General features: G+C 60.5%; 19 protein-coding genes and 1 tRNA gene. 10 read left to right on the top strand and 10 right to left on the bottom strand.

All coding sequences use genetic code 11. The features are described from left to right. The first annotated feature begins 129 nt into the window (after positions 1-129). From N4A58_RS08800 to N4A58_RS08780, 5 genes are all read left to right on the top strand, one after another. Positions 130-783 (top strand): alpha/beta hydrolase, encoded by a 654-nt coding sequence (locus N4A58_RS08800; protein ID WP_072706911.1) that lies wholly within the window; start codon positions 130-132, stop codon positions 781-783. Between the two features lie 3 nt (positions 784-786). Beyond that, the gene (locus N4A58_RS08795; protein WP_072706912.1) at positions 787-1,005 is read left to right on the top strand and encodes a hypothetical protein; all 219 of its coding nucleotides are present in this window, start codon (positions 787-789) and stop codon (positions 1,003-1,005) included. Beyond that, positions 1,002-1,589 carry an HD family hydrolase gene (locus N4A58_RS08790; protein ID WP_293708963.1) on the top strand — a complete coding sequence of 196 codons (588 nt, stop codon included), beginning with the start codon at positions 1,002-1,004 and terminating at the stop codon, positions 1,587-1,589. The genes N4A58_RS08795 and N4A58_RS08790 overlap by 4 nt, the downstream gene beginning before the upstream one ends. A gap of 71 nt (positions 1,590-1,660) precedes the next feature. Then, the gene (locus N4A58_RS08785; RefSeq protein WP_293708962.1) at positions 1,661-2,284 is read left to right on the top strand and encodes a YitT family protein; all 624 of its coding nucleotides are present in this window, start codon (positions 1,661-1,663) and stop codon (positions 2,282-2,284) included. Between the two features lie 31 nt (positions 2,285-2,315). Beyond that, on the top strand, positions 2,316-2,927 hold the full coding sequence (locus tag N4A58_RS08780) for a YitT family protein (protein WP_293708961.1): 612 nt from the start codon (positions 2,316-2,318) through the stop codon (positions 2,925-2,927). On the opposite strand, the gene N4A58_RS08775 is transcribed toward N4A58_RS08780, so the two are convergent. Then, positions 2,924-3,724 (bottom strand): class II glutamine amidotransferase, encoded by an 801-nt coding sequence (locus N4A58_RS08775; protein ID WP_293708960.1) that lies wholly within the window; start codon positions 3,722-3,724, stop codon positions 2,924-2,926. The two genes, N4A58_RS08780 and N4A58_RS08775, sit on opposite strands and share 4 nt — an antisense overlap. Positions 3,725-3,927: 203 nt before the next feature. Here N4A58_RS08775 and alaS point away from each other — a divergent pair, with 203 nt between their 5' ends. Then, entirely contained in the window at positions 3,928-6,582 is a 2,655-nt protein-coding gene (gene alaS / locus N4A58_RS08770) for an alanine--tRNA ligase (RefSeq protein ID WP_293708959.1), read from the top strand. A gap of 3 nt (positions 6,583-6,585) precedes the next feature. Continuing rightward, a complete protein-coding gene (locus tag N4A58_RS08765) occupies positions 6,586-6,873 on the top strand; it encodes a DUF1330 domain-containing protein (protein WP_293708958.1) in 288 nt (95 codons plus the stop codon). Between the two features lie 77 nt (positions 6,874-6,950). On the opposite strand, the gene typA is transcribed toward N4A58_RS08765, so the two are convergent. Beyond that, positions 6,951-8,768 carry a translational GTPase TypA gene (typA, locus tag N4A58_RS08760; RefSeq protein ID WP_293708957.1) on the bottom strand — a complete coding sequence of 606 codons (1,818 nt, stop codon included), beginning with the start codon at positions 8,766-8,768 and terminating at the stop codon, positions 6,951-6,953. 102 nt (positions 8,769-8,870) lie between these two features. Continuing rightward, a complete protein-coding gene (gene recA, locus N4A58_RS08755; RefSeq protein ID WP_072706920.1) occupies positions 8,871-9,944 on the bottom strand; it encodes a recombinase RecA in 1,074 nt (357 codons plus the stop codon). Positions 9,945-10,141: 197 nt separating this feature from the next. Here recA and N4A58_RS08750 point away from each other — a divergent pair, with 197 nt between their 5' ends. Then, the gene (locus N4A58_RS08750; RefSeq protein WP_367176860.1) at positions 10,142-10,714 is read left to right on the top strand and encodes a gamma-glutamyl kinase; all 573 of its coding nucleotides are present in this window, start codon (positions 10,142-10,144) and stop codon (positions 10,712-10,714) included. Between the two features lies 1 nt (position 10,715). Here N4A58_RS08750 and N4A58_RS08745 read toward each other — a convergent pair whose 3' ends face one another. From N4A58_RS08745 to guaB, 3 genes are all read right to left on the bottom strand, one after another. Further along, on the bottom strand, positions 10,716-13,025 hold the full coding sequence (locus N4A58_RS08745) for an ATP-binding protein (RefSeq protein ID WP_293708955.1): 2,310 nt from the start codon (positions 13,023-13,025) through the stop codon (positions 10,716-10,718). Positions 13,026-13,122: 97 nt separating this feature from the next. Continuing rightward, a complete protein-coding gene (locus tag N4A58_RS08740) occupies positions 13,123-14,286 on the bottom strand; it encodes an RsmB/NOP family class I SAM-dependent RNA methyltransferase (protein ID WP_293708954.1) in 1,164 nt (387 codons plus the stop codon). A 75-nt stretch (positions 14,287-14,361) separates the two neighbouring features. Beyond that, entirely contained in the window at positions 14,362-15,813 is a 1,452-nt protein-coding gene (guaB, locus tag N4A58_RS08735; protein WP_072706924.1) for an IMP dehydrogenase, read from the bottom strand. A gap of 202 nt (positions 15,814-16,015) precedes the next feature. Here guaB and N4A58_RS08730 point away from each other — a divergent pair, with 202 nt between their 5' ends. After that, a complete protein-coding gene (locus tag N4A58_RS08730; RefSeq protein ID WP_293708953.1) occupies positions 16,016-18,049 on the top strand; it encodes an ASKHA domain-containing protein in 2,034 nt (677 codons plus the stop codon). A 56-nt stretch (positions 18,050-18,105) separates the two neighbouring features. Beyond that, a tRNA-Gly gene (locus N4A58_RS08725) sits at positions 18,106-18,179 on the top strand. Between the two features lie 23 nt (positions 18,180-18,202). On the opposite strand, the gene lpxB is transcribed toward N4A58_RS08725, so the two are convergent. From lpxB to fabZ, 4 genes are read right to left on the bottom strand one after another with little or no spacing between them, the layout of a single operon-like run. After that, positions 18,203-19,363, bottom strand: a complete 1,161-nt coding sequence (gene lpxB, locus N4A58_RS08720) for a lipid-A-disaccharide synthase (RefSeq protein ID WP_293708952.1) — start codon at positions 19,361-19,363, stop codon at positions 18,203-18,205. Then, the gene (locus tag N4A58_RS08715) at positions 19,360-20,172 is read right to left on the bottom strand and encodes an LpxI family protein (RefSeq protein WP_293708951.1); all 813 of its coding nucleotides are present in this window, start codon (positions 20,170-20,172) and stop codon (positions 19,360-19,362) included. Before N4A58_RS08715 ends, lpxB begins: the two co-directional genes overlap by 4 nt. After that, positions 20,172-20,969: an acyl-ACP--UDP-N-acetylglucosamine O-acyltransferase gene (gene lpxA, locus N4A58_RS08710; protein ID WP_293708950.1), complete on the bottom strand. Its 798-nt coding sequence runs from the start codon at positions 20,967-20,969 to the stop codon at positions 20,172-20,174. The genes N4A58_RS08715 and lpxA overlap by 1 nt, the downstream gene beginning before the upstream one ends. Continuing rightward, positions 20,966-21,436, bottom strand: a complete 471-nt coding sequence (gene fabZ, locus N4A58_RS08705) for a 3-hydroxyacyl-ACP dehydratase FabZ (RefSeq protein ID WP_293708949.1) — start codon at positions 21,434-21,436, stop codon at positions 20,966-20,968. The genes lpxA and fabZ overlap by 4 nt, the downstream gene beginning before the upstream one ends. Between the last annotated feature and the right edge of the window lie 62 nt (positions 21,437-21,498).

The raw sequence follows: 21,498 nt of genomic DNA, 5'->3' as shown, positions 1-21,498 counted from the left end.
CGCGCCCGCAAGCCCTAAATCGCTTACACCTTCCCGTCCACACCGACGGTAATTTAGAATCCTTCTAAGGTGGCTGATCGTTTTCGTCAAGAATTCGCCGCCCAATTTGTTCAGGAGAGCGCCAAGTACATGCCCGAGGTCATTTTTCCAGGACCCGAAGGCCGCCTCGAAGGCCGCTATCACCCCCAAAAAGACCGTGACGCCCCGATCGCCATCGTGCTTCATCCTCATCCGCAATTCGGCGGAACGATGAACAACAAGGTCGTCTACAACCTGCACTATGCGTTCTACAACATGGGCTTCACCGTGTTGCGGTTCAACTTCCGTGGCGTCGGCCGCAGCCAGGGCGAATACGACCAGGGCGTAGGCGAGTTGTCGGATGCTGCATCGGCGCTGGACTACCTGCAGTCGATGAACTCCAACTCCAAGCATTGCTGGGTCGCCGGCTTCAGCTTTGGTGCGTGGATCGGCATGCAGCTTCTGATGCGCCGCCCAGAGATCACGGGATTTGTCTCTGTTGCGCCACCGGCCAACATGTACGACTTCAGCTTCTTGGCGCCCTGCCCCAGCTCTGGCCTGATCATCAATGGCGGCGCTGACCGTGTTGCGCCGCCTGCGGACACCGTTTCGCTGGTCAAAAAGCTTCAGGAGCAAAAAGGCATCACGATCACCCACGAGGAAATGCCCGGTGCTGGTCACTTCTTCGAGGAGCCGAACATGGAGCCGATGATAGACACCGTGTCGACTTATGTGAAGCGTCGCCTGACCGAGAACAGCCGCTAAGTCATGGGGATCACCGAAGATCTGGCCGACAAGCTGGCCCAAGACGTGATCGCTGCCATGGAAAAGCTTGGCGATGATCGCCTACCGGACGAGGTTGCCGATGTGATCGGCGCCACCTCTCCCACCACCGAAGAGGCCTTCCGCACCGCTGTGCGCGTGCGGATCGCCGAGCAACGGGCCCGCAAATTCCTTGCCTCCAAACTCGGCGAGGAAGAAGCGTGAGCGCAGATCGGATTTCGGCCCAACTCGCCTTTTTGATAGAGGCGGATCGGCTGAAATCCATCAACCGTGCGACGACCCTTTGCGACGCTTCGCGCCGCGAAAACTCTGCAGAACACAGCTGGCACATCGCGCTGTACGCGCTGACCATGGCTGAACACGCCTCGCGCCCAGTAAATGTGGGCCGCGTGATCCAGATGCTGTTGCTGCACGATATCGTCGAGATTGATGCCGGTGACGCACCAATCCACGGCGGTCCTGACCCCGACCTGCAAGCCGCCAAGGAACAGGCCGCCGCCGACCGCATTTTTGGCCTGCTGCCTGCCGACCAGCGCGATGCCTTCCGCGCGATTTGGGAGGAATTCGAGGCCGCCGAAACCGATGACGCGATCTTTGCCAAATCCATCGACCGCGTGCAGCCCGTGATCGCGAACCTCGAAACAGGCGGCGGCACGTGGCCCGAATACAATGTCACCCCAGAGCAGCTGGAAACCCGCGTTGGCGTCAAAGTCAAACGCGGCGCCCCCGCGATTTGGCAGGCGCTGAAGGCACGCATCGACCGCTGGTTCGCTGAAAACACAGGCTAGCGCCTGCCGCACTGCAGCTTTGCGAGCGCAGCATATAGACAGGTCAGCACCTCTGCCCTATATTGGAGGCCATGCCAGCTTCCTATCATATCCCGCTGTCCCGTCAGAAACACTCGCTGATCGAGGACGTCCAAGGCCTATCCATCGGCCTGATCACCACGTCGATCGGCCTGACATTCCTGACCTCACTTGGCTTTATCACAGGCCAAACAGCGGGCTTAGCGTTGATCATCAGCTACCTGACCGACATCAGCTTTAGTTGGGTGTTCTGGACGATCAACATCCCCTTTTACATCGTGGCGTGGTTCTACATGGGCCCCGAATTCACGCTCAAATCTGCGATCAGCGTGACACTGCTGTCGGTGCTCATGGCGGTTGTGCCGGGCCTGATGCCCTTTGACGGGTTGAACCCTTGGTTCGGGACAGTGGCGTTTGGCGTACTGACCGGATTTGGCTTGCTGGGTGTCTTCCGCCACAAATCATCGCTCGGTGGGCTGGGAGTTGTGGCCCTGATGGCCCAAGAGTTTCTGAACATCCGCGCGGGCTATGTGCAACTGGGGTTCGACGCGATCCTCTTTGCCGTCGCCTTTTTCCTATTCGACCCGCGCATCGTGCTCTTCTCGCTATTCGGCGCAGTCATCCTGAACGGCGTTATTGCCTTTAATCACCGGCGCGACCGTTATATCGCGGACTGAGATTTGACCAAACAGACAGAGACGATGCGCCATGGCAGAGCCACATCACTCGATTAACCACACCCTCGCCGAAGATGCCCAAGCCTTTGCGCTGGGAACAACCATTTGTTCGCTCGGACTTTTGATCCTGACCAATCTGGGGCTGATCACGGGACAAACGGCGGGCCTTGCCGTCTTGCTGAGTTACCTGACTGGCATGAAATTCGGGGTGCTCTTCTTTTTGGTGAACATTCCGTTCTACATCCTTGCCTATATGCGGATGGGCACACGCTTCACAATCAAGACGTTCATCGCGGTGGCCCTCTTGTCGGTCATTGCCGACCAGCTCCCCAACTTCGTCAAATTCAGCGAGATTGACCCGTTGGTGGGCACCTTGATCATGGCGGGCGTGACAGGGTTGGGTCTGATGGTCTTGTTCCGGCATGGCGCGTCCCTTGGCGGGATCGGCGTATTGGCGCTGTACCTGCAGGACAAAACAGGCTTTCGCGCGGGCCACACGCAGCTGATTTTTGACGCCTGCCTCTTTACGGTGGCGTTCTTTGTCCTGCCGCTGCCGATGGTGCTTTATAGCTTGCTCGGCGCGGTGATCGTGAACCTGATTATCGCCACCAACCACCGCAAAGACCGCTACGTCGCGCTCTAGGCAACTTTGTGCGCCCGGTGCAGATCGGGCGCAAAGCAGGACCGTTCGACTCCGTCCGCGCTAAAGCGCATCCAGCAGCCGGGCGGAACTTCGACCCAATCCGTCTCGTCAGTTTCCAGGGGTTCCGATACCACAGCCCAGCCGTTCCGCGTGTCGCTCCAGCGGTAGTACAGCGAGGGCGCCAGCGCGTCCGACGCATAGCGCACCGCATACAGGCTCTGCCCATCCGACAAAGCCGCGGCCAGCCGCATGTGGGGTGTCGCGCCCTTTTCTTCGGACAGGATTTGCAGACGAGCGACCGAACGGAGCATCGCACCATGGGGGTCCGCATCCAGCCCCTCATCCAAGGCAATCAGGAACAGCGCCTCGCTATCCGTTGCCCCTTTGCGGCTGTCATAGAGCGCATTCGAGATCATCATATCCGCGTCCTTGCGGATCGCGTTGAAGCCTCCAACCTGCCCGTTATGCATAAAGCTCCATTTGCCCACGGCGAACGGGTGGCAGTTGTTGTGGCTGGTCGCGGTACCTGTCGAGGCCCGCACGTGCGCCATGAAAAGCCCCGACTTTACCTGATAGGCCAGCGACCGCAGGTTCGGGTCCGACCACGCGGGGTGCACATCGCGGTACAAACCCGGCTCTTCGCGCTCGCCATACCACGCCAGCCCGAAGCCATCCGCATTGATCGCAGTCTGGCACTGGGTCGCGCACTGAGACTGGTGGACCAGAGAATGCTTGGGGTCAGTCACGACCTCGGACAGAAAAATCGGTTCTCCGATATAGGCGGCCCAACGGCACATTGGCGTGTCCTCGATCAGTGGCGAATGCTGTGTTGCGGCGTGCAATCTACAGGCCAGTTCACACGGGGACAAGCAGCACCAAAGACCCCCGCCCTGATCCTATCCCTTTTACACATTCCAATCGCGGCGGCCTTATGGACAAGCCCCCTTTGCGTGGGTAGACATTCGTGACGCTTGGCCCACGCCAGAACGAAAGAGACGACATGCCTTCGCTGAACGATATCCGATCGACCTTCCTCGACTACTTTGCCAAGCAGGGACACGAGGTTGTGCCCTCTTCGCCCTTGGTTCCGCGCAACGACCCCACCCTGATGTTCACCAACTCGGGCATGGTACAGTTCAAGAACTGCTTTACCGGTGTCGAAACCCGCGACTACAAGCGCGCGACCACATCGCAGAAATGCGTACGCGCAGGCGGCAAACACAACGATCTGGACAACGTCGGCTACACGGCCCGTCACCACACGTTCTTTGAAATGCTGGGGAACTTCAGCTTTGGCGATTACTTCAAAAACGAAGCGATCCCCTTTGCTTACGAGCTGATCACCAAAGAGTTCGACATAGACAAGACGCGCCTGCTGGCCACCGTCTACCACACCGATGACGAAGCGTTCGAGATCTGGAAAAAGGTCGGCATCCCCGAAGATCGCATTATCCGTATCGCGACCTCTGACAACTTCTGGCAGATGGGGCCGACCGGTCCCTGCGGCCCCTGCACCGAGATTTTCTACGACCACGGCGACCACATCTGGGGTGGCCCTCCGGGCTCACCCGAAGAGGACGGCGACCGCTTCATCGAAATCTGGAACGTCGTTTTCATGCAGAACGAGCAGTTCGAAGACGGCTCGATGAAGGCGCTGGACATGCAGTCCATCGACACCGGCATGGGTCTGGAGCGCATTGGCGCCCTGCTGCAAGGCAAGCACGACAACTACGACACCGACTTGATGCGCAGCCTGATCGAGGCCAGTGCCGAAGTCACCGATGGCGCCCCTGATGGCGAGGGCAACGTGCACCACCGCGTGATCGCGGACCACCTGCGCTCGACCTCGTTCCTGATTGCTGATGGTGTTATGCCCTCGAACGAAGGCCGTGGTTACGTGCTGCGTCGCATCATGCGCCGCGCGATGCGCCACGCGCACCTCTTGGGTGCCAAGGATCCCGTCATGCACAAGCTAGTGCCAGCACTGGTGCGCCAGATGGGTGCGGCCTACCCCGAGCTGGGTCAGGCTCAGGCATTGATCGAAGAAACGCTGGAGCTGGAAGGCAAGCGCTTTGTCACCACGCTCGATCGCGGCTTGAAACTGCTGTCGGACGAAGTGGCCGGCCTGCCCGAGGGCGCCCCCCTGCCCGGCGAAGCGGCATTCAAGCTCTACGACACCTACGGCTTCCCGCTCGACCTGACGCAGGATGCCCTGCGGGAGCAGGATCGCACTGTGGACACCGATGGCTTTGATGCCGCCATGGCCGAACAAAAGGCCAAAGCCCGCGCGGCATGGTCCGGTTCGGGCGAAGCGGCGGACGCGACCATCTGGTTCGATATCGCGGATGACAAAGGCACCACCGACTTCCTTGGCTACGACACCGAGACCGCCGAAGGTCAGGTTGTTGCGCTGGTCAAAGACGGCGCGCAGGTGGACAGTCTGTCCGCGGGCGACACCGGACAGATCGTCCTGAACCAGACCCCCTTCTACGCTGAAAGCGGTGGTCAGATTGGCGACACCGGCGAGATCACCGTCGAAGGCGGCAAGGCTCGCGTCACGGACACCAAGAAAACCGCTGGCGTATTCATCCACTTCGTCGAAGTGACCGAGGGCAAGATCGACCGTGGCCAAGGCGCTCAGCTCGAAGTGGACCACGACCGTCGTGGCGCGATCCGCTCTAGCCACTCGGCCACGCACTTGTTGAACGAAGCCCTGCGCCGTGCGCTCGGCGATCACGTGGCGCAGCGCGGCTCACTGAACGCCGAGGACCGCCTGCGGTTCGACTTCAGCCATGCCAAGCCGCTGACCGCCGAGGAACTGGCCCAAGTCGACGCCGAGGTGAACGAGTTCATCCGCCAGAACACCAAAGTTGAAACCCGTATCATGACCCCCGACGATGCCCGCGGCCTCGGCGCGCAGGCTCTGTTCGGCGAAAAGTACGGCGACGAGGTCCGCGTTGTCTCCATGGGCACCCTGCCCGGGTCGGGCAAGGGTATGGACGGTGAAACCTACTCGCTGGAACTCTGCGGCGGCACCCACGTGCGCCAGCTGGGTGAGATCGGTCTGTATTTGACCCTGTCCGACAGCGCCTCCAGCTCTGGCGTCCGCCGGATTGAGGCTTTGACCGGTCAGGCCGCGCTGAACTATCTGCGCGAGCAGGCAGAGCGCGTCTCGGAACTGTCGGGCGCCCTGAAAACCCAGCCATCCGATCTCGTGGGCCGCGTCCAGGGCCTGATGGACGAGCGCAAGAAACTGGAAAATGAAGTCGCCCAATTGCGCCGTGAACTGGCAATGTCGGGCGGCGGTCAGGCCGAAGCCAAGGCGGAGGACGTGAACGGCGTGCCCTTCCTTGCTCAGGTTCTGTCAGGCGTGACAGGCAAGGACCTGCCTTCCTTGATCGACGCACACAAAGAGAAACTGGGCAGCGCCGCGATCCTACTGATCGCTGATGCGGACGGCAAAGTTGCTGTGGCCGCTGGCGTGACCAAGGACCTGACCGACAAAGTCAGCGCCGTTGATCTGGTCAAAGCAGCCGTGGTCGAGCTGGGCGGCAAGGGTGGCGGTGGCCGTCCCGACATGGCTCAGGGCGGCGCCAAAGATGCCGCGAACGCAGATGGCGCGATTGCCGCTGCCAAAGCCGCCATCGGAGGATAACCCATGACTGCTCTCTGGATCGCCCACGTGCACGTCACAGACGCCGACGCCTATGGCAAATACGCCGCAGGCGCCGGTCCCGCCATCGCTGCCCACGGAGGCAAGTTCCTTGCCCGTGGCGGCGACTACCACATCCTCGAAGGGGCTGATCGCGAACGCCATGTCGTCGCGCAGTTCCCGTCGAAACAGGCAGCCATCGACTGCTACCATTCGGATGAATATCAGGCCGCCTTGGCCCACGCCAAAGGCGCGGCTGAGCGCGATCTGGTGATCGTCGAACTGACAGAATAATCGGATGACTTGGTCGCTTCGCCGGCCAGCCCGACAAAACAAAAGGCCCCGAGGTGATCCTCGGGGCCTTTGCTATTTTAGGCTTGTTTCGCCATCCGCTTACGCTCGTGCGGATCAAGATAGCGCTTGCGCAGACGGACCTTGTTCGGGGTCACTTCGACGAGCTCATCGTTGTCGATGTAGGCAATCGCCTCTTCCAGCGACAGAGTAACCGGAGTGGTCAGGCGAACCGCTTCGTCAGTGCCCGAAGCACGCACGTTGGTCAGTTTCTTACCCTTCAGCGGGTTCACTTCCAGATCATTTTCACGGCTGTGCTCGCCAATGATCATGCCGGTGTACACTTCTTCTTGCGCACCGATGAACATCTTGCCGCGGTCCTCGAGGTTCCACAGCGCGAACGCGACCGACTGGCCGTTTTCCATCGAGATCAGAACGCCAGCACGGCGACCGGGGATTGCGCCTTTGTGCGGTGCCCACTCGTGGAACACACGGTTCATCACGCCAGTACCGCGGGTGTCGGTCAGGAATTCGCCGTGGTAACCGATCAGGCCGCGCGACGGAACGTGTGCGATGATGCGAGTTTTGCCGGTGCCGGCGGGCTTCATCTCGACCAGTTCACCTTTGCGGTTGCCGGTGATTTTTTCGATGACAGCACCCGAGTAGTCATCATCCACGTCGATGGTGACTTCTTCGATCGGCTCCATGCGAACGCCGTTCTCTTCGCGGAACAACACCTGCGGACGCGAGATCGACAGTTCGAACCCCTCACGGCGCATGTTCTCGATCAGAACTCCCATCTGAAGTTCGCCACGACCGGCAACTTCGAAGGCGTCCCCACCGGGGGTGTCTGTGATCTGAATCGCGACGTTCGACTCGGCTTCCTTCATCAGGCGGTCACGGATGACGCGGCTCTGCACCTTTTTGCCATCGCGGCCCGCCAGCGGGCTGTCGTTGATGCCAAAGGTCACGGTGATGGTCGGCGGGTCAATCGGCTGCGCGGGCAGAGGCTCGTTCACCGACGGGGCTACCAGCGAATCCGCAACGGTCGCTTTGGTCATGCCCGAAATGGTGACGATATCGCCAGCCACGGCTTCGTCGATGGGCTGCTGGCCCAGACCACGGAACGCGAGGATTTTCGCAACGCGGAAGTTCTCGATCAACTCTCCTTTGCGGCTCAGTGCCTTGAGGCTGTCGCCGGTTTTCAGGGTGCCCGCTTCAACACGACCGGTCAGAATACGACCAAGGAAGTTATCGCTGCCCAGAGTGGTCGCCAGCATCTGGAAGGGCTCACCGGCCTTTTCCTGCTGCTTGGGCGACGGAACGTGCTCGACAATCAAGTCGAACAGAGCGTGAAGGTTTTCGCGGGGCCCTTCTAGGCTTGCGTCACACCAGCCGGCGCGGCCCGACGCGTACATGGTCGGGAAGTCCAGCTGCTCTTCGTTTGCCCCGAGGTTCGCGAAGAGATCAAAGCATTCGTCCAGTGCGCGGTCAGGTTCGCCGTCGGGCTTGTCTACCTTGTTCACTACAACGATGGGACGCAGGCCCAGTGCCAGAGCTTTGGAGGTCACGAATTTGGTCTGGGGCATCGGGCCTTCGGCCGCGTCCACCAGCAGAACCACACCGTCTACCATGCTCAGGATACGCTCGACCTCGCCGCCGAAGTCGGCGTGACCGGGAGTGTCCACGATGTTGATGCGCGTTCCGTTCCACTCGACGCTGGTCGCTTTGGCAAGGATGGTGATCCCGCGCTCGCGTTCCAGGTCGTTGCTGTCCATGGCACGTTCGTCCACGGCTTGGTTTTCACGGAAGGCGCCCGATTGTTTGAGAAGCGCATCGACCAGCGTGGTTTTACCGTGGTCAACGTGCGCGATGATCGCGATATTGCGAAGATCCATGAGTTCAGCCTTTTCCTATTCCCGCGCGGGTTACCGCGCAGGCGCAGAAAAAGCCAGAAGTAAAGCGGCCCGAGAGCCGCTTCTTTTGTAACTGTGTCGAAATCAGTCGTCCGAGATGACGTCGTCGCCGCCCTCTCCTTCGAAGGAGAAATCGAGCCCGTGGGCGGCGCGGATCTTGTCTTCGATCTCGTCCGCGATTGACGGGTTTTCCTTGAGGAAGTTCTTGGCGTTCTCGCGGCCCTGCCCAATCCGTTCGTCCCCATAAGAGAACCACGCACCGGATTTGTTCACCACGCCAGCTTTGACACCCAAATCAAGGAGTTCGCCGTTCTTCGAGATGCCTTCGCCATACATGATGTCGAACTCGACCTGCTTGAAGGGCGGTGCCACCTTGTTCTTTACGACCTTGACGCGGGTCGCGTTACCGACAACCTCGTCGCGGTCCTTCAGCGCGCCAATGCGGCGGATATCCAGACGGACCGAGCTGTAGAACTTCAGCGCGTTACCACCGGTGGTGGTTTCGGGGCTTCCGAACATCACACCAATTTTCATGCGGATCTGGTTAATAAAGATCACGGTGCACTTCGAACGGTTGATCGAACCGGTCAGCTTGCGCATCGCTTGGCTCATCAGGCGAGCTTGAACACCGACGCTCGAATCACCCATGTCACCTTCGAGTTCGCTTTTGGGTGTCAGAGCGGCGACCGAGTCGACGACGACCATATTGACCGCGCCCGACCGTACCAGCGTGTCGGTGATTTCCAGTGCCTGCTCACCTGTGTCGGGCTGCGAGATCAGCAGCTCGTCCAGATTCACACCCAGCTTTTTCGCATACTGGGGATCCAGCGCGTGCTCTGCGTCCACGAATGCGCAGACGCCACCCTTTTTCTGCTCTTCTGCGATGCAGTGCAGGGTCAGCGTGGTTTTACCAGAGCTTTCAGGACCATAGATTTCGATGATCCGACCCTTGGGCAGACCCCCGATGCCGAGCGCGATATCAAGCCCCAGCGATCCGGTCGATGTTGCCTCGATCTCGCCCATGGGGTTGTTCTGCCCCAGCTTCATGATCGAGCCCTTGCCGAACTGACGTTCGATTTGCGCCAAAGCGCTGTCCAGCGCCTTTTGCTTGTCTGCCTGTGATTTGCTGTCCATGCTCAAAAGATCTGCCATTGCCATTGTCGCTATCCTTATTCCACACCCTGACACGGGCGGCAATCGTTGCGATGTTCCCGTCTTGTTCACATATTGGACCAAAAAGAGAACATTGCAAGAGAAAGGTGATGGAAATAAGTTCGGGCATGTTGGTTAATGCCGCGTTATGATCCGGTAAAATTTGAGAGGATGTCCGTATGCTGGTGTTTTGGAAACAAAATTTGGCACTTCTGTCCGTGCCAAAAACCGGAACAACGGCGCTCGAGGCCGCTCTGTCCCCTGCTGCCGATATCGTGATGTCGAACCCGCCAGAGCTGAAACATTTGCCCGTATATCGCTACACACGCTTCATGGAGAAAATGTTCGACAAGGCGACGGGCCGCAAGCCCGAGACAGTGGCTGTGGTCCGCGAGCCAATCGACTGGCTTGGCAGTTGGTACAGATACAGGCAACGTCCCGAATTGAATGGGCGGCCCAACTCAACGGCTAAAGTCGACTTTGATGAATTTGTCTTGGAATTCACCAAGGGCAAGCCCGCCCCCTTTGCCAATGTTGGCTCTCAGGCGCGCTTTCTGGCCGGTGACAACGACGCACTGTGCGGGGTCACGCACCTGTTCCGCTATGACCAGTTGGACCGGCTTTACAGCTTCTTGGAAGAGCGTCTGGAACTCCGGTTCAATACGGAGCAAATAAACGTCTCTCCGCGCCGAGATATTGCCCTGTCCCCTGAGGTCGCGCAACATCTGCGCCAAAAGTGCGCCAGAGAGTTCGAGCTGTACGAGAGCGTGACCTAAGTCACGCCGCAGTCCCCATCTGCGCCTGAACGGTCGCCGTCAGATCCGTCAAAGAGAATGGCTTTGGCAGGAACACAGAGTTCGCGATCACCTTTTTCGCCTCTTCAAAAATCTCCTCGGCGTAACCCGAGACAAAGACCACCCGCAGATCAGGGCGCGTTTGCATCGCCTCGGCCACCCATGTGGGGCCGTCCTTGCCCGGCATGATGACATCCGTCACCACAACATCCACATGAAAATCGGGCGCAGCGAAATGATCCAGCGCCTCCTCAGCCGAGGAGGCCTCGACGACCTCGTAACCGCGCATCTGCAACGCGCGCGAGGCGAAGGCACGCACTGGTGCTTCGTCCTCGACCAGTAGGATGCGACCTTCGCCGTGGCGCAGACGCGTCGGTTCTGGACACTTTTCCACTTCTATCTCCTCTTCTGCCAAGTGCACGGGGAACAGCAGATCAAAGCGCGTCCCTCGCCCCGGCGCGCTGTTTAGGAAAATGAAACCACCGCTTTGCTTGACGATCCCATAGGCGGTCGACAGCCCCAGCCCTGTCCCCTCGCCTGCCTTCTTCGACGTGAAAAACGGTTCAAAAACTTTGTGCTGCATCTCGTAGGGAATTCCCGTCCCCTCGTCTTCGACCGAGATGACGACGTAATCCCCCGCTGGTATGTGCGCGCGATCCCGAAGCTGCTGGAACGCATAGGTTTGCTCACCGGACGTGATCTTGATCTCACCGCCTTCTGGCATCGCGTCGCGCGCGTTGACCACTAGGTTCATCAGGACCTGCTCCAACTGACGCTTGTCTGCACGAATAGGCCGCGTGTCGTTCTGGTGAGAAAACCCTAGCCGGACTTTCTCGCCCACCAAGCGGTTCAACAGATGGGTTAGATCAGACAGGGTATCCCCCACATCCAACTGCTCGGGGTTCAGCGTCTGCTTGCGAGAAAAGGCCAGCAACTGCCCAACCAACGCGGCCGCGCGGTTGGCATTCTGCGCAATCTGGATCAGGTCAGCGTAATCGGGGTCCTGCGGTTCATGTTTCAGCAACAAGAGATCGCAATGCCCCGAAATCGCGGTGAGCAAATTATTAAAGTCGTGTGCGACACCACCGGCCAGCTGACCGACCGCTTGCATCTTCTGGGTTTGCGCGAACTTTGCCTCCAACACCTTGAGGTCGGTCGCATCTGTCAGCAGTGCCATCACCCGCTGCTCGCCTTCGCGCGTACATTGGGGCGATAGGGTCACCTGAACAAAGCGCTCGCGATCCTGCTCGAGAAGCCGCATGAATTCGGTCTGCCCTGCCGAATGTCCCGCCGCGACCTGCTGAAGCCAATCGGTCAGGGACCGACCCAGCCCCTCTAGCACGCCTGACAAATGAGCGGGCAATGCACGGTCGGTGGCATTCTTACCGAACAGCAGACGGCGCGCCGCACGATTAGCCGATAGGATTGCGCCATCACAGGTGCAGGTCAGAATCGCGACCGGTAGATGTTCGGTGTCCTGATGTTCCAGCCGGTGCACATCAGCCGGAGGCGGCGCCAGCAGAACCTCTCTGCGGCCATTTTCCCGCGACAGATCAATCACAAGATACTCTCGCAGACCGCGATTGGTGCGCAAGGAGATCAGGCGGCCATGTTCAACAGGTGGGTCCAGAAAGATGTCGCTCACGTTGCGGCGGCTGCCCGACAGCATGTTTCGAAGGCTCGCGTTCACCCACAAAATTGCACCATTCCGACCAAGCGAGAGACGTGGCAACTCATCTGGCGTCTCGGCAACAGCGGGGCCTTCCTCGATCACAGTCCGGTTGCAGAAGGTCCACAGAATGCGGTCCTGCGGCAAAAGCTGCAGCGTGGTCGCAAAGCTGTCCTCGTCCAGAGCGCACATTCCCTGCGCCTGACGGCCTGACAAGCAATCGTCCAGCAGGTCTTGCGCCCTTTGCATATCAGGGGTCATGGCTCGAAAGATCGACTGGCCCTGTTCCAGCTCTGGCAATGCGGCCAAGGCTGCGGGCGCGGCTTGTAGAACTGCGCCCCCGTGGTCAGTTATCACCGCAGGGCACGGGAACAGGTCGAGCAGCCCCTCTTGTGGTCCGCTCGGTGCTGGACGGTAACGAGGACGGCTCATGTAGAGAATGCCGATGAACGTCACGGCAGTCATGACGACAAAGATTGCCGCGATTTCCATCGCATGCAGCGCGCTCAGTTCGGGTGCGAGAGATATGGTCACCCCCACACACATCAGGAATACCCCAAGTGCCAAAGCCGCCACGGTCACGGGCGACTGGCGGAGCGCTAGTTTGATTTTTCTGTGCGGCATACCACGCCTCTGACTTGGAACCCTGAACAGGCTTAACCCGAAAACAATTAAGGGCAGCTTAACAAATCAGGACTTCAATCAAAGGCAGAAGACATTTTTAAGACTTTCGTAAGACCGCGACAAAAAAACCGTCACCCCCATCAAGCGGAGTGAAGCTGCGCTCTGTTTCCAGCGTCCAGTCCGGTCGCGCGCTCAGGAACGCTGCGATTTGGTCTTGGTTTTCGACGGACAAGACAGAGCATGTGGCATAGGCCAGCGCACCGCCCGCCACGACCAAAGGCGCTGCATCTTCGAGGATTTGAGCCTGAATGCCTGTCACCTCGTCCAGAACCTCGGGCGTCAGACGCCACTTGCCTTCGGGCGCGCGGCGCCAAGACCCAGAACCGGAACATGGCGCATCACACAGCACCAGATCAAACGGACCGGTCTCTTTGAGTTCATTTGTTTTCAGCAGACGCACCGCGATCCCTGCGCGCTCTGCGCGGTCAGGCAGGTCCTTCATCCGGCGCGGATTGGCATCGTGGGCGTACATCGTGGCTGACGACAGCGCCGCCATCGCCAGCGTCTTGCCCCCACCGCCCGCGCAATAATCCAGCACCTTGCCCGCATCTGCCAGCGGCAGCGCGTCTACCAGCGCTTGGCTCGCCGCATCCTGCAACTCGACCTCGCCGGTCAGGTAGGCCGGAGCCTGCTTGATCCGTCGGGCATTGCCCGTGACCTCGATCGCCGACGGGGACAGCGGGTGCGTTTGCGCTGTAATCTCATGCGCCGCCAAGGCCATGATCGCTTCTTCGGTAGTAGCACGGCGCAGGTTCGCGCGCAGGAAAACAGGTGCGCGGTGGCGCTGGATTTCAGCAACCTCGGCCGCCTTGTCCCCGAGGCTGCTCTGCCACAAGGGCAGCAGCCACTCTGGAATATCCCAAATCTCTGCCAGGCCCAGCGCAGGAGCATCGGCACGCTCATCATCTGCCAAAGGACTTGGCGCATGGCCTTCGCCAGTAAAGACGCTATCCAGATCCGTTCCCGCTTGGATCAGGCTTCCGATCATCAGGGCACGCCCGTTCAGACCGCCCCCAATCGCCGCGCAAGATAGTTTCTGGCGCAAGACATCAAATACGTGATCGCGAATAGCCGCGCGGTCTTTAGAGCCCGCATAGCGCGCGCTGCGCGCCCAAGAGGTCAGCGCCTTTTCCGCAGGCTCGCCCGCGACGATCTGGTCCAGAATTTCGATTGCGGCCTGAATGCGTGCGGCAGGTGTCATACGCGCCCCCTTTGGAAATGGCAGAGGGCCGCCCGATCTTCGGACGGCCCCTGAATGTAACGAACCGAAGGGCCCTTAGCCCAGACGGTAGTTCGGCGACTCGCGGGTGATGGTCACGTCGTGCACGTGGCTTTCCTTGAGGCCCGCGCCGGTGATGCGGACGAACTCGCAGTTCTTGCGCATCTCTTCGACTGTGGCCGCACCGGTGTAGCCCATGGCTGCGCGAAGACCGCCGACCAGCTGGTGCAGAACAGCACCTGCGGGCCCCTTGTACGGAACCTGTCCCTCGATACCTTCGGGAACCAGCTTGTCGCTCGCTGCGTCTTTCTGGAAATAACGGTCGGCCGAGCCTCGCGCCATCGCGCCAAGGCTGCCCATGCCGCGGTAGGATTTGAACGAACGGCCCTGATACAGGATCACTTCGCCCGGCGACTCGTCGGTGCCTGCGATCATCGAGCCGACCATCGCGCAGCTCGCACCCGCTGCGATCGCCTTGGCAAAATCGCCCGAGAATTTGATGCCGCCATCCGCGATGATCGGGGTATCGCCCGCCGCAGCGGCGCAATCCATGATCGCGGTCAACTGGGGCACGCCCACCCCGGCAACCATGCGGGTGGTGCAGATCGAGCCCGGCCCGATGCCGACCTTGACCGCGTCAGCCCCCGCGTCGATCAGAGCGGCGGTGGCCGCGCCAGTCGCCACGTTGCCAGCCACGATTTCGGCACGATCGCCGAATTCTTTCTTGATGCGCGAGACAGCCAGACCAACGCCTTCGGAGTGGCCGTGCGCGGTGTCGATCACCACCATGTCCACACCCGACTCGATCAGAGCCGCCGTCCGCTCGTAGCCCGCATCACCAACGGTCGAGGCAGCAGCCACACGCAGGCGGCCCAGCTCGTCCTTACACGCGGTGGGGTTCAGAACCGCCTGCTCGGTGTCCTTGAGGGTCAACAGACCGGTCAGCTTACCAGTCGCATCCGTCACCAGCAGTTTTTCGATGCGGCGCGATTTCATCAGGTTGATGGCTTCGTCACGGTCCGCAGGTTCGCGCAAAATGGCCAGATTGTCGCTGGTCATCATCGCGCTGACGGGGGTGTTGTCATCGGTCGCAAAACGCATGTCACGGTTGGTAACAATGCCGACCACACGGCCATCACCATCAACAACGGGGAAGCCGGTGAAGTTGTAGCGTTCGATCAGCGCCTTGGCGTCCGCCATAGTCTGATCGGGGCGCAGAGTAACGGGGCTGTAAACGATCCCGCTTTCGAACCGCTTGACGCGGCGCACTTCGCGGGCCTGCTCCTCAACCGTCAGGTTGCGGTGGATCACGCCCATGCCGCCAGCCTGCGCGAGGCAGATCGCCATGCGAGCTTCGGTCACGGTATCCATAGCCGAGGAAAGGAGGGGGATGTTCAGGGCAATTTTCTTGGTCACCTGCGTCCGCGTATCAGCGGTCGAAGGCATCACATTACTTGCGGCCGGAACAAGCAGTACATCGTCGAAGGTCAGCGCCTCGCGAATCTTCATGGCGGGTCTCCGTGGAAGCTTCGTTTGGCGCTTCCCTATTGCACCGAATGGGGTAAGTGGAAAGCCCTATTTGCGCCGCGCTGCAACATATCTGGGTTGCATGTCTGTCGGGGGCGACAGTTTTTCTGACGCTTCCGGCCTTTCCCTTGGCCAGATGCGGTCTATGATCGCAGCGCGCAACAGACTTTTCAGGAATATTCCCATGACCGACGCACTGGTTATTTTTACCCCCTCGGGCAAGCGGGGGCGGTTCCCCATCGGCACCCCTGTGCTGACAGCGGCCCGCCAGCTCGGGGTTGATCTGGACTCTGTTTGTGGTGGGCGCGGCATCTGTTCGAAGTGTCAGGTGCAGCCGTCATATGGCGACTTCCCCAAGTTCGGGGTGCACGTGGCCGAGAACGCGCTGAACGACTTCAACGCTGTCGAGGAACGCTATGACCGTATTCGCGGGCTAAAGGCCGGTCGTCGTCTGGGCTGTCAGGCCACCGTGCAGGGCGACATTGTGGTCGACGTCCCCCCAGAGAGCCAAGTGCATAAACAGGTCGTCCGCAAGGCCGCGACCCAGCGCGACATCGTCATGGACCCCGCGACCAAGCTCTACTTCGTCGAGGTTCAGGAACCCGACATGCACGATCCCAGCGGCGATTTCGAACGCCTGAAGGACGCGCTGCGGGACCAGTGGCAGATCGAAGACGTGACCGCCGCCCTGCCCTTCTTGTCAAAACTCCAGACTGCCCTGCGCAAAGGTCAATGGAAGGTTACCGTCGCGGCTCACAAGGGCCATCAGGACAGCCAAGTTCAGCTTTTGGACATCTGGCCGGGCTTGCATGAGGATGGCCTCTATGGTCTGGCTGTGGACCTTGGCTCAACCACCATCGCAGCGCACCTGTGCGATCTGATCACCGGCGAGGTCAAAGCCTCCAGCGGCCGTATGAACCCGCAGATCCGCTTTGGCGAGGACCTGATGAGCCGCGTCAGCTATTCGATGATGAACCCCGGCGGAGACAAGGAAATGACCCGCGCCGTGCGCGACGCGCTGAACGACCTGACCACTGGGATTGCCGAAGAGGCGGGAATCGCGCCCTCCCTGATCGTCGAGGCGACATTCGTCTGCAACCCCGTCATGCACCACCTTCTGCTGGGTCTGGACCCTGTGGAACTGGGTCAGGCGCCCTTCGCGCTGGCAACCTCTGGCAGCGTGTCCTTGAACGCGCGTGAGATGGACCTAAACCAGATGAACCCGAACGCACGGGTTTTTGTCCTGCCCTGCATCGCGGGCCACGTCGGCGCGGACGCCGCAGCCGTCGCCTTGTCCGAAGAGCCGAACAAATCCGACGACCTCGTGCTGATCGTGGACGTGGGGACCAACGCGGAAATCCTGCTGGGGGACAAATCCCGCGTGCTGGCGTGTTCATCGCCCACCGGCCCCGCTTTCGAAGGTGCGCAGATCAGCAGCGGCCAGCGCGCCGCCCCCGGTGCCATCGAAAAGCTAGAGATCAAACCCGAGACCAAAGAGCCCCGCTTCCGCGTCATCGGTTGCGATCTGTGGTCGGACGAAGAGGGCTTTGCCGAGGCGACCGCAGGCAGCGGCGTCACCGGCATCGCGGGCTCTGGCATCATCGAGGCTCTGGCCGAGATGCGCAGTGCAGGCATCATGGACGAGAGCGGCCTGATCGGCAGCGCCGAGCAAGTCGGCACCACTCGGATCGAAGCCGAAGGCCGCACCAACACCTATGTCATCCACGACGGCAGCGCCAAGGGCGGGCCGCGCATCACCGTGACCCAGAACGACGTCCGCGCGATCCAGCTGGCCAAATCGGCGCTTTATGCTGGTGCCCGTCTACTGATGGACGAACGCGGCGTGGACACCGTGGACCGCGTGGTGTTGGCCGGTGCGTTCGGCGCCCATATCAGCCCAAAACACGCCATGCTCTTGGGGATGATCCCCGACGTACCCTTAGACAAGGTCACCAGCGCAGGCAACGCCGCTGGCACCGGTGCGCGCATCGCCCTGTGCAACGTCAGCGCCCGCAATGACATCGAACAGATCGTGCGCCAGATCACCAAGGTCGAGACCGCGATCGAGCCGAAGTTCCAAGAGCATTTCGTCAACGCCAACGCGATCCCGCACAAGACCGACGCCTTCCCGAACCTTTCCAAGATCGTGACCCTGCCCGAAGTCAGCTTCAACACAGGTGGTGGCGACGGCGGAGGGCGCAAGCGTCGCCGCCGTTAAAGCACACAAGCCTCTTGACGGGCGGGATTGCGAAACGTATCTCGCCTGTCAGTGATGCGGGTATGGTGAAATGGTATCACACGAGCTTCCCAAGCTCTTGGCGCGGGTTCGATTCCCGCTACCCGCTCCAGTCCTCTTGATGTCGATTTTGCTTCAGGTGTGGTGCAAACCTGCCAGAACAGCCTTGGCTGCGCGCAGGCCCGGTGCCTCGCCACCTTCACCCAAGCGGTGCATGGTCGTGGTCATGGCCGCGATCTGCTCTGCCGGATGGTTCAACACCTCTGCCACATAGGGCGCAATCAGTTCAGGCTTGCACTGATCGCCGATCAATTCGGGGATCACCCGCGTATCCGACACAAGCGACACCAGCGTCACCGTATCAATCCGCAGCATGGCCGAGATAATCTTGCGGCTAAGCCAGCTCATGTCATAGGCGATCACCATCGGCGTACGCGCCGCAGCCAGTTCCAGCGAGACCGTACCCGACGCGGCCAGAGCCACATCCGCCGCTCTGAAAGCCGCCTTTTTCAAACGGTCTGCGTTGTCGCCCAACTCACGCGGATCAAGGACAATCAGACGCTCCGGCCACAGCTCTTTGGACGCCTCAATCAGGCCCGCAACCGCAGGCGCGGCAGGGAGCACGATTTGAAGATCTGGTACGCGCTCCAGTACGCCTTTGACAGCCTCTTGAAAGACAGGAGACAAGCGTGTGACCTCTGACCGACGCGAGCCGGGCAGTGCCAGCAGCAAAGGCTGTTCGCCAATCCCGTAGTGCAAACGGAACTGGTCTGCTTCGGCGTCAGTAGCTTGCTCTTGGGTCGCGATGGGATGACCGACAAAGTCACACTCCATCCCCGCCGCTTCCATATAGGACGGCTCGAACGGCAGCAGCGCCAGCACCTGGTCAATGCACTTCGCCATCTTGTCCGCCCGCTTGGGACGCCACGCCCAAACGCTAGGGGCGACGTAGTGAACAGTTCGGATATGGGGCGCTTTGGCTTTGACCAGCTTGGCCACGCGCAAACAGAAATCGGGGGCGTCGATGGTGATCATGACGTCCGGTTTCTGCGCAATCACAGCATCGGCGCATTCGCGAATACGGCGTTTCAGATGGAAGTACTTTGGCAGCACCTCGGCGATGCCCATCAGACTCAGTTCCTCCATCGGGAACTGGCTGGTCAGGCCTTGCGCCTGCATCATCGGCCCACCGACACCGCTGTATTCGATGTCGGGCACTAGGCTGTTCAGCCCCTCCATCAGCGCGCCGCCCAAGGCATCGCCCGAGGGTTCGCCAGCAATCACGTAGATCTTCATGAACGGGGCTCCGCTGCCCAAAGGAAGACACCGGTTTCTTCGGCCATTTTGGCGATCTGAGCGCGGTCCAGCACCACCACATTGCCAGCCGTGATGACGATGCCATTCAGGCCCGCCTTGGCCGCGGCACGCAGGGTATCAGGCCCCACAGCAGGCATATCGACCCGCAAGTCCTGACCCGCTTTCGGGGTTTTCACCAGCACGCCGCCCTTAGCCGCATGGCGCAATTTCTCGGGCGTTTCTCTGACAAAGCGCAGCATGGCGTCGGTGCCTTGGAGGGTTTCAAACCCCAGACACAAACCATTCGCCACCACGCAGCCCTGCCCGATGTCCAGAGCAGCGGTGTGCGCCAGAATGTCAAAACCGCGCGCGGCATCCGCCATGTCGGCGTCGGTCGGCTGTGGCCCTGCAACCAGACCAGCGTCAGCGGTCAACGCAGGCAACACATCGTGGGCACCCAGAACAGTAAAACCCTGTGCCTCAAACGTCTGCACGACCAACCGCAGGACGGCGTCATCCCCCTGCTGCATCGCGGCCAACAGATGGGGCGCCAAGGCGCGCATATCGTCATCAAATTGCGCAGGGTCCAGCGCAGGGCGCGACAGGCCACCGGCAAAGACCACATCGGTCACGCCAGCCTCGCGCAGCGCCGCATAGATCGCGCCAATCCGGTCGATGGGAAACACTGGGGCATCGACCCCCATCAAGTGCTGGACGCCTGCAAAGGTCAGCACATAGGCATCAGGATGCGCCTGCAAAATCGCGAGGGGCAGCGCACCGCCCCCGGCCAATATTCCAAGGCGCGCCATCAGTTGGGCGTCAGGAACGAACGGTCTGTCGCCCCGAGGATAAACTCCGCCATGTAGCGGACGTATTCGCTGTCGCTATCCTCGGTGATGCGCTTGGCACGCTCGTGGAAGGTGCCCTCGCCCTGTGCCAGCGTCTGGAACGCAGCTCGCAATGCGGTGATATCCTCGCGCGCGACGCCTTTGCGTTTCAGACCAACAAGGTTCAGGCCATCCAGCTTGCCACGGGGGCCTTGGACCAGACCGTGGGGCAGCACATCGTTGGTCACCATGGTGACCGCGCCGATGATCGCACCGCGGCCCAAACGGACCCACTGATGAATACCCGACAGGCCACCGATGATAACATCGTCTTCGACATGGCAGTGACCGGCCAGAGCGGCCTGGTTCGCCATGATCACGCGGTCGCCCACGATCGCATCGTGGCCCACATGCGCTCCGGTCATGAACAGGCAGTCGTCACCCACCTTGGTGATCCCGCCGCCACCTTCGGTGCCAGGGTTCATGGTGCAGCCCTCGCGGATGCGGTTGCGCTTGCCCACGACCAGTTTGGTGTTCTCACCCTTGAACTTCAGGTCCTGAGGGACCTCGCCAATGCACGCAAAGGGAAAGATCACGGTCTCGTCGCCGATCTCGGTATCGCCCGCGAGAACCACATGGGATTTCAGGACAACGCCTTGCCCCAGCTTGACCTGAGGACCCACGACGCAGAATGGGCCGATCACGCAATCTGCGCCGACGACCGCGCCCTCTTCGATCACGGCCGAGGCATGAACCTGTGCTGTGGGATCGATGCTCATGCCGCGGCCTTGGGCATGTCCATCATCGCGGTGAAGTCGGCTTCGGCTGCCAATTCGCCATCGACGCTCGCTTTGCCTTTGAACTTCCAAACCTTGCCGCCGGGCTTGCCGCGCACCAGTTCCACGTTCATTTCCAGAACGTCGCCGGGGCGGACCATGCGGCGGAATTTGCAGTTGTCGATCGCCATGAAGTAGATCTGCATGTTCTTGTCTTCGAGGTTCAGGCTGGTGCCGACCATCACTGCAGTGGTCTGTGCCATAGCCTCGATGATGGTCACGCCGGGCATGATCGGGTTTCCGGGGAAGTGCCCCTGAAAGTGCGGCTCGTTCATGGTCACGCACTTGATGCCCTTGGCAGACTGGATGCCGTCAATGTCGACCACTTTGTCTACCAGCAGGAACGGGTAGCGGTGCGGCAGCAGACGCTGGATCAGGTCGATGTCGGCGGTGGTGCGGGGCTCAGTCATGGCTGTACCTTCTGATGTCATTTTGAAGGCTGAGTACCAAGTTGGAAAAGGTCGGGCAAGCG

Origin of the sequence: Donghicola sp. (assembly GCF_025210255.1) — a bacterium.
Lineage (GTDB): Bacteria > Pseudomonadota > Alphaproteobacteria > Rhodobacterales > Rhodobacteraceae > Donghicola > Donghicola eburneus.
Note: the sequence above shows the minus strand (reverse complement) of the source record. Positions and strands in the feature narration are given on the sequence as shown.

Excerpts from the sequence above, each read along its gene's own strand:
- N4A58_RS08785 (WP_293708962.1), top strand. The coding sequence starts at position 1,661 with ATGCCAGCTTCCTATCATATCCCGCTGTCCCGTCAGAAACACTCGCTG.
- alaS (WP_293708959.1), top strand. The coding sequence starts at position 3,928 with ATGCCTTCGCTGAACGATATCCGATCGACCTTCCTCGACTACTTTGCC.
- N4A58_RS08765 (WP_293708958.1), top strand. The coding sequence starts at position 6,586 with ATGACTGCTCTCTGGATCGCCCACGTGCACGTCACAGACGCCGACGCC.
- N4A58_RS08745 (WP_293708955.1), bottom strand. The coding sequence starts at position 13,025 with ATGCCGCACAGAAAAATCAAACTAGCGCTCCGCCAGTCGCCCGTGACC.
- N4A58_RS08730 (WP_293708953.1), top strand. The coding sequence starts at position 16,016 with ATGACCGACGCACTGGTTATTTTTACCCCCTCGGGCAAGCGGGGGCGG.
- typA (WP_293708957.1), bottom strand. The coding sequence starts at position 8,768 with ATGGATCTTCGCAATATCGCGATCATCGCGCACGTTGACCACGGTAAA.
- N4A58_RS08780 (WP_293708961.1), top strand. The coding sequence starts at position 2,316 with ATGGCAGAGCCACATCACTCGATTAACCACACCCTCGCCGAAGATGCC.
- N4A58_RS08775 (WP_293708960.1), bottom strand. The coding sequence starts at position 3,724 with ATGTGCCGTTGGGCCGCCTATATCGGAGAACCGATTTTTCTGTCCGAG.
- lpxB (WP_293708952.1), bottom strand. The coding sequence starts at position 19,363 with ATGAAGATCTACGTGATTGCTGGCGAACCCTCGGGCGATGCCTTGGGC.
- recA (WP_072706920.1), bottom strand. The coding sequence starts at position 9,944 with ATGGCAATGGCAGATCTTTTGAGCATGGACAGCAAATCACAGGCAGAC.
- N4A58_RS08740 (WP_293708954.1), bottom strand. The coding sequence starts at position 14,286 with ATGACACCTGCCGCACGCATTCAGGCCGCAATCGAAATTCTGGACCAG.
- N4A58_RS08800 (WP_072706911.1), top strand. The coding sequence starts at position 130 with ATGCCCGAGGTCATTTTTCCAGGACCCGAAGGCCGCCTCGAAGGCCGC.
- guaB (WP_072706924.1), bottom strand. The coding sequence starts at position 15,813 with ATGAAGATTCGCGAGGCGCTGACCTTCGACGATGTACTGCTTGTTCCG.
- lpxA (WP_293708950.1), bottom strand. The coding sequence starts at position 20,969 with ATGAGCATCGATCCCACAGCACAGGTTCATGCCTCGGCCGTGATCGAA.
- fabZ (WP_293708949.1), bottom strand. The coding sequence starts at position 21,436 with ATGACTGAGCCCCGCACCACCGCCGACATCGACCTGATCCAGCGTCTG.
- N4A58_RS08795 (WP_072706912.1), top strand. The coding sequence starts at position 787 with ATGGGGATCACCGAAGATCTGGCCGACAAGCTGGCCCAAGACGTGATC.
- N4A58_RS08715 (WP_293708951.1), bottom strand. The coding sequence starts at position 20,172 with ATGGCGCGCCTTGGAATATTGGCCGGGGGCGGTGCGCTGCCCCTCGCG.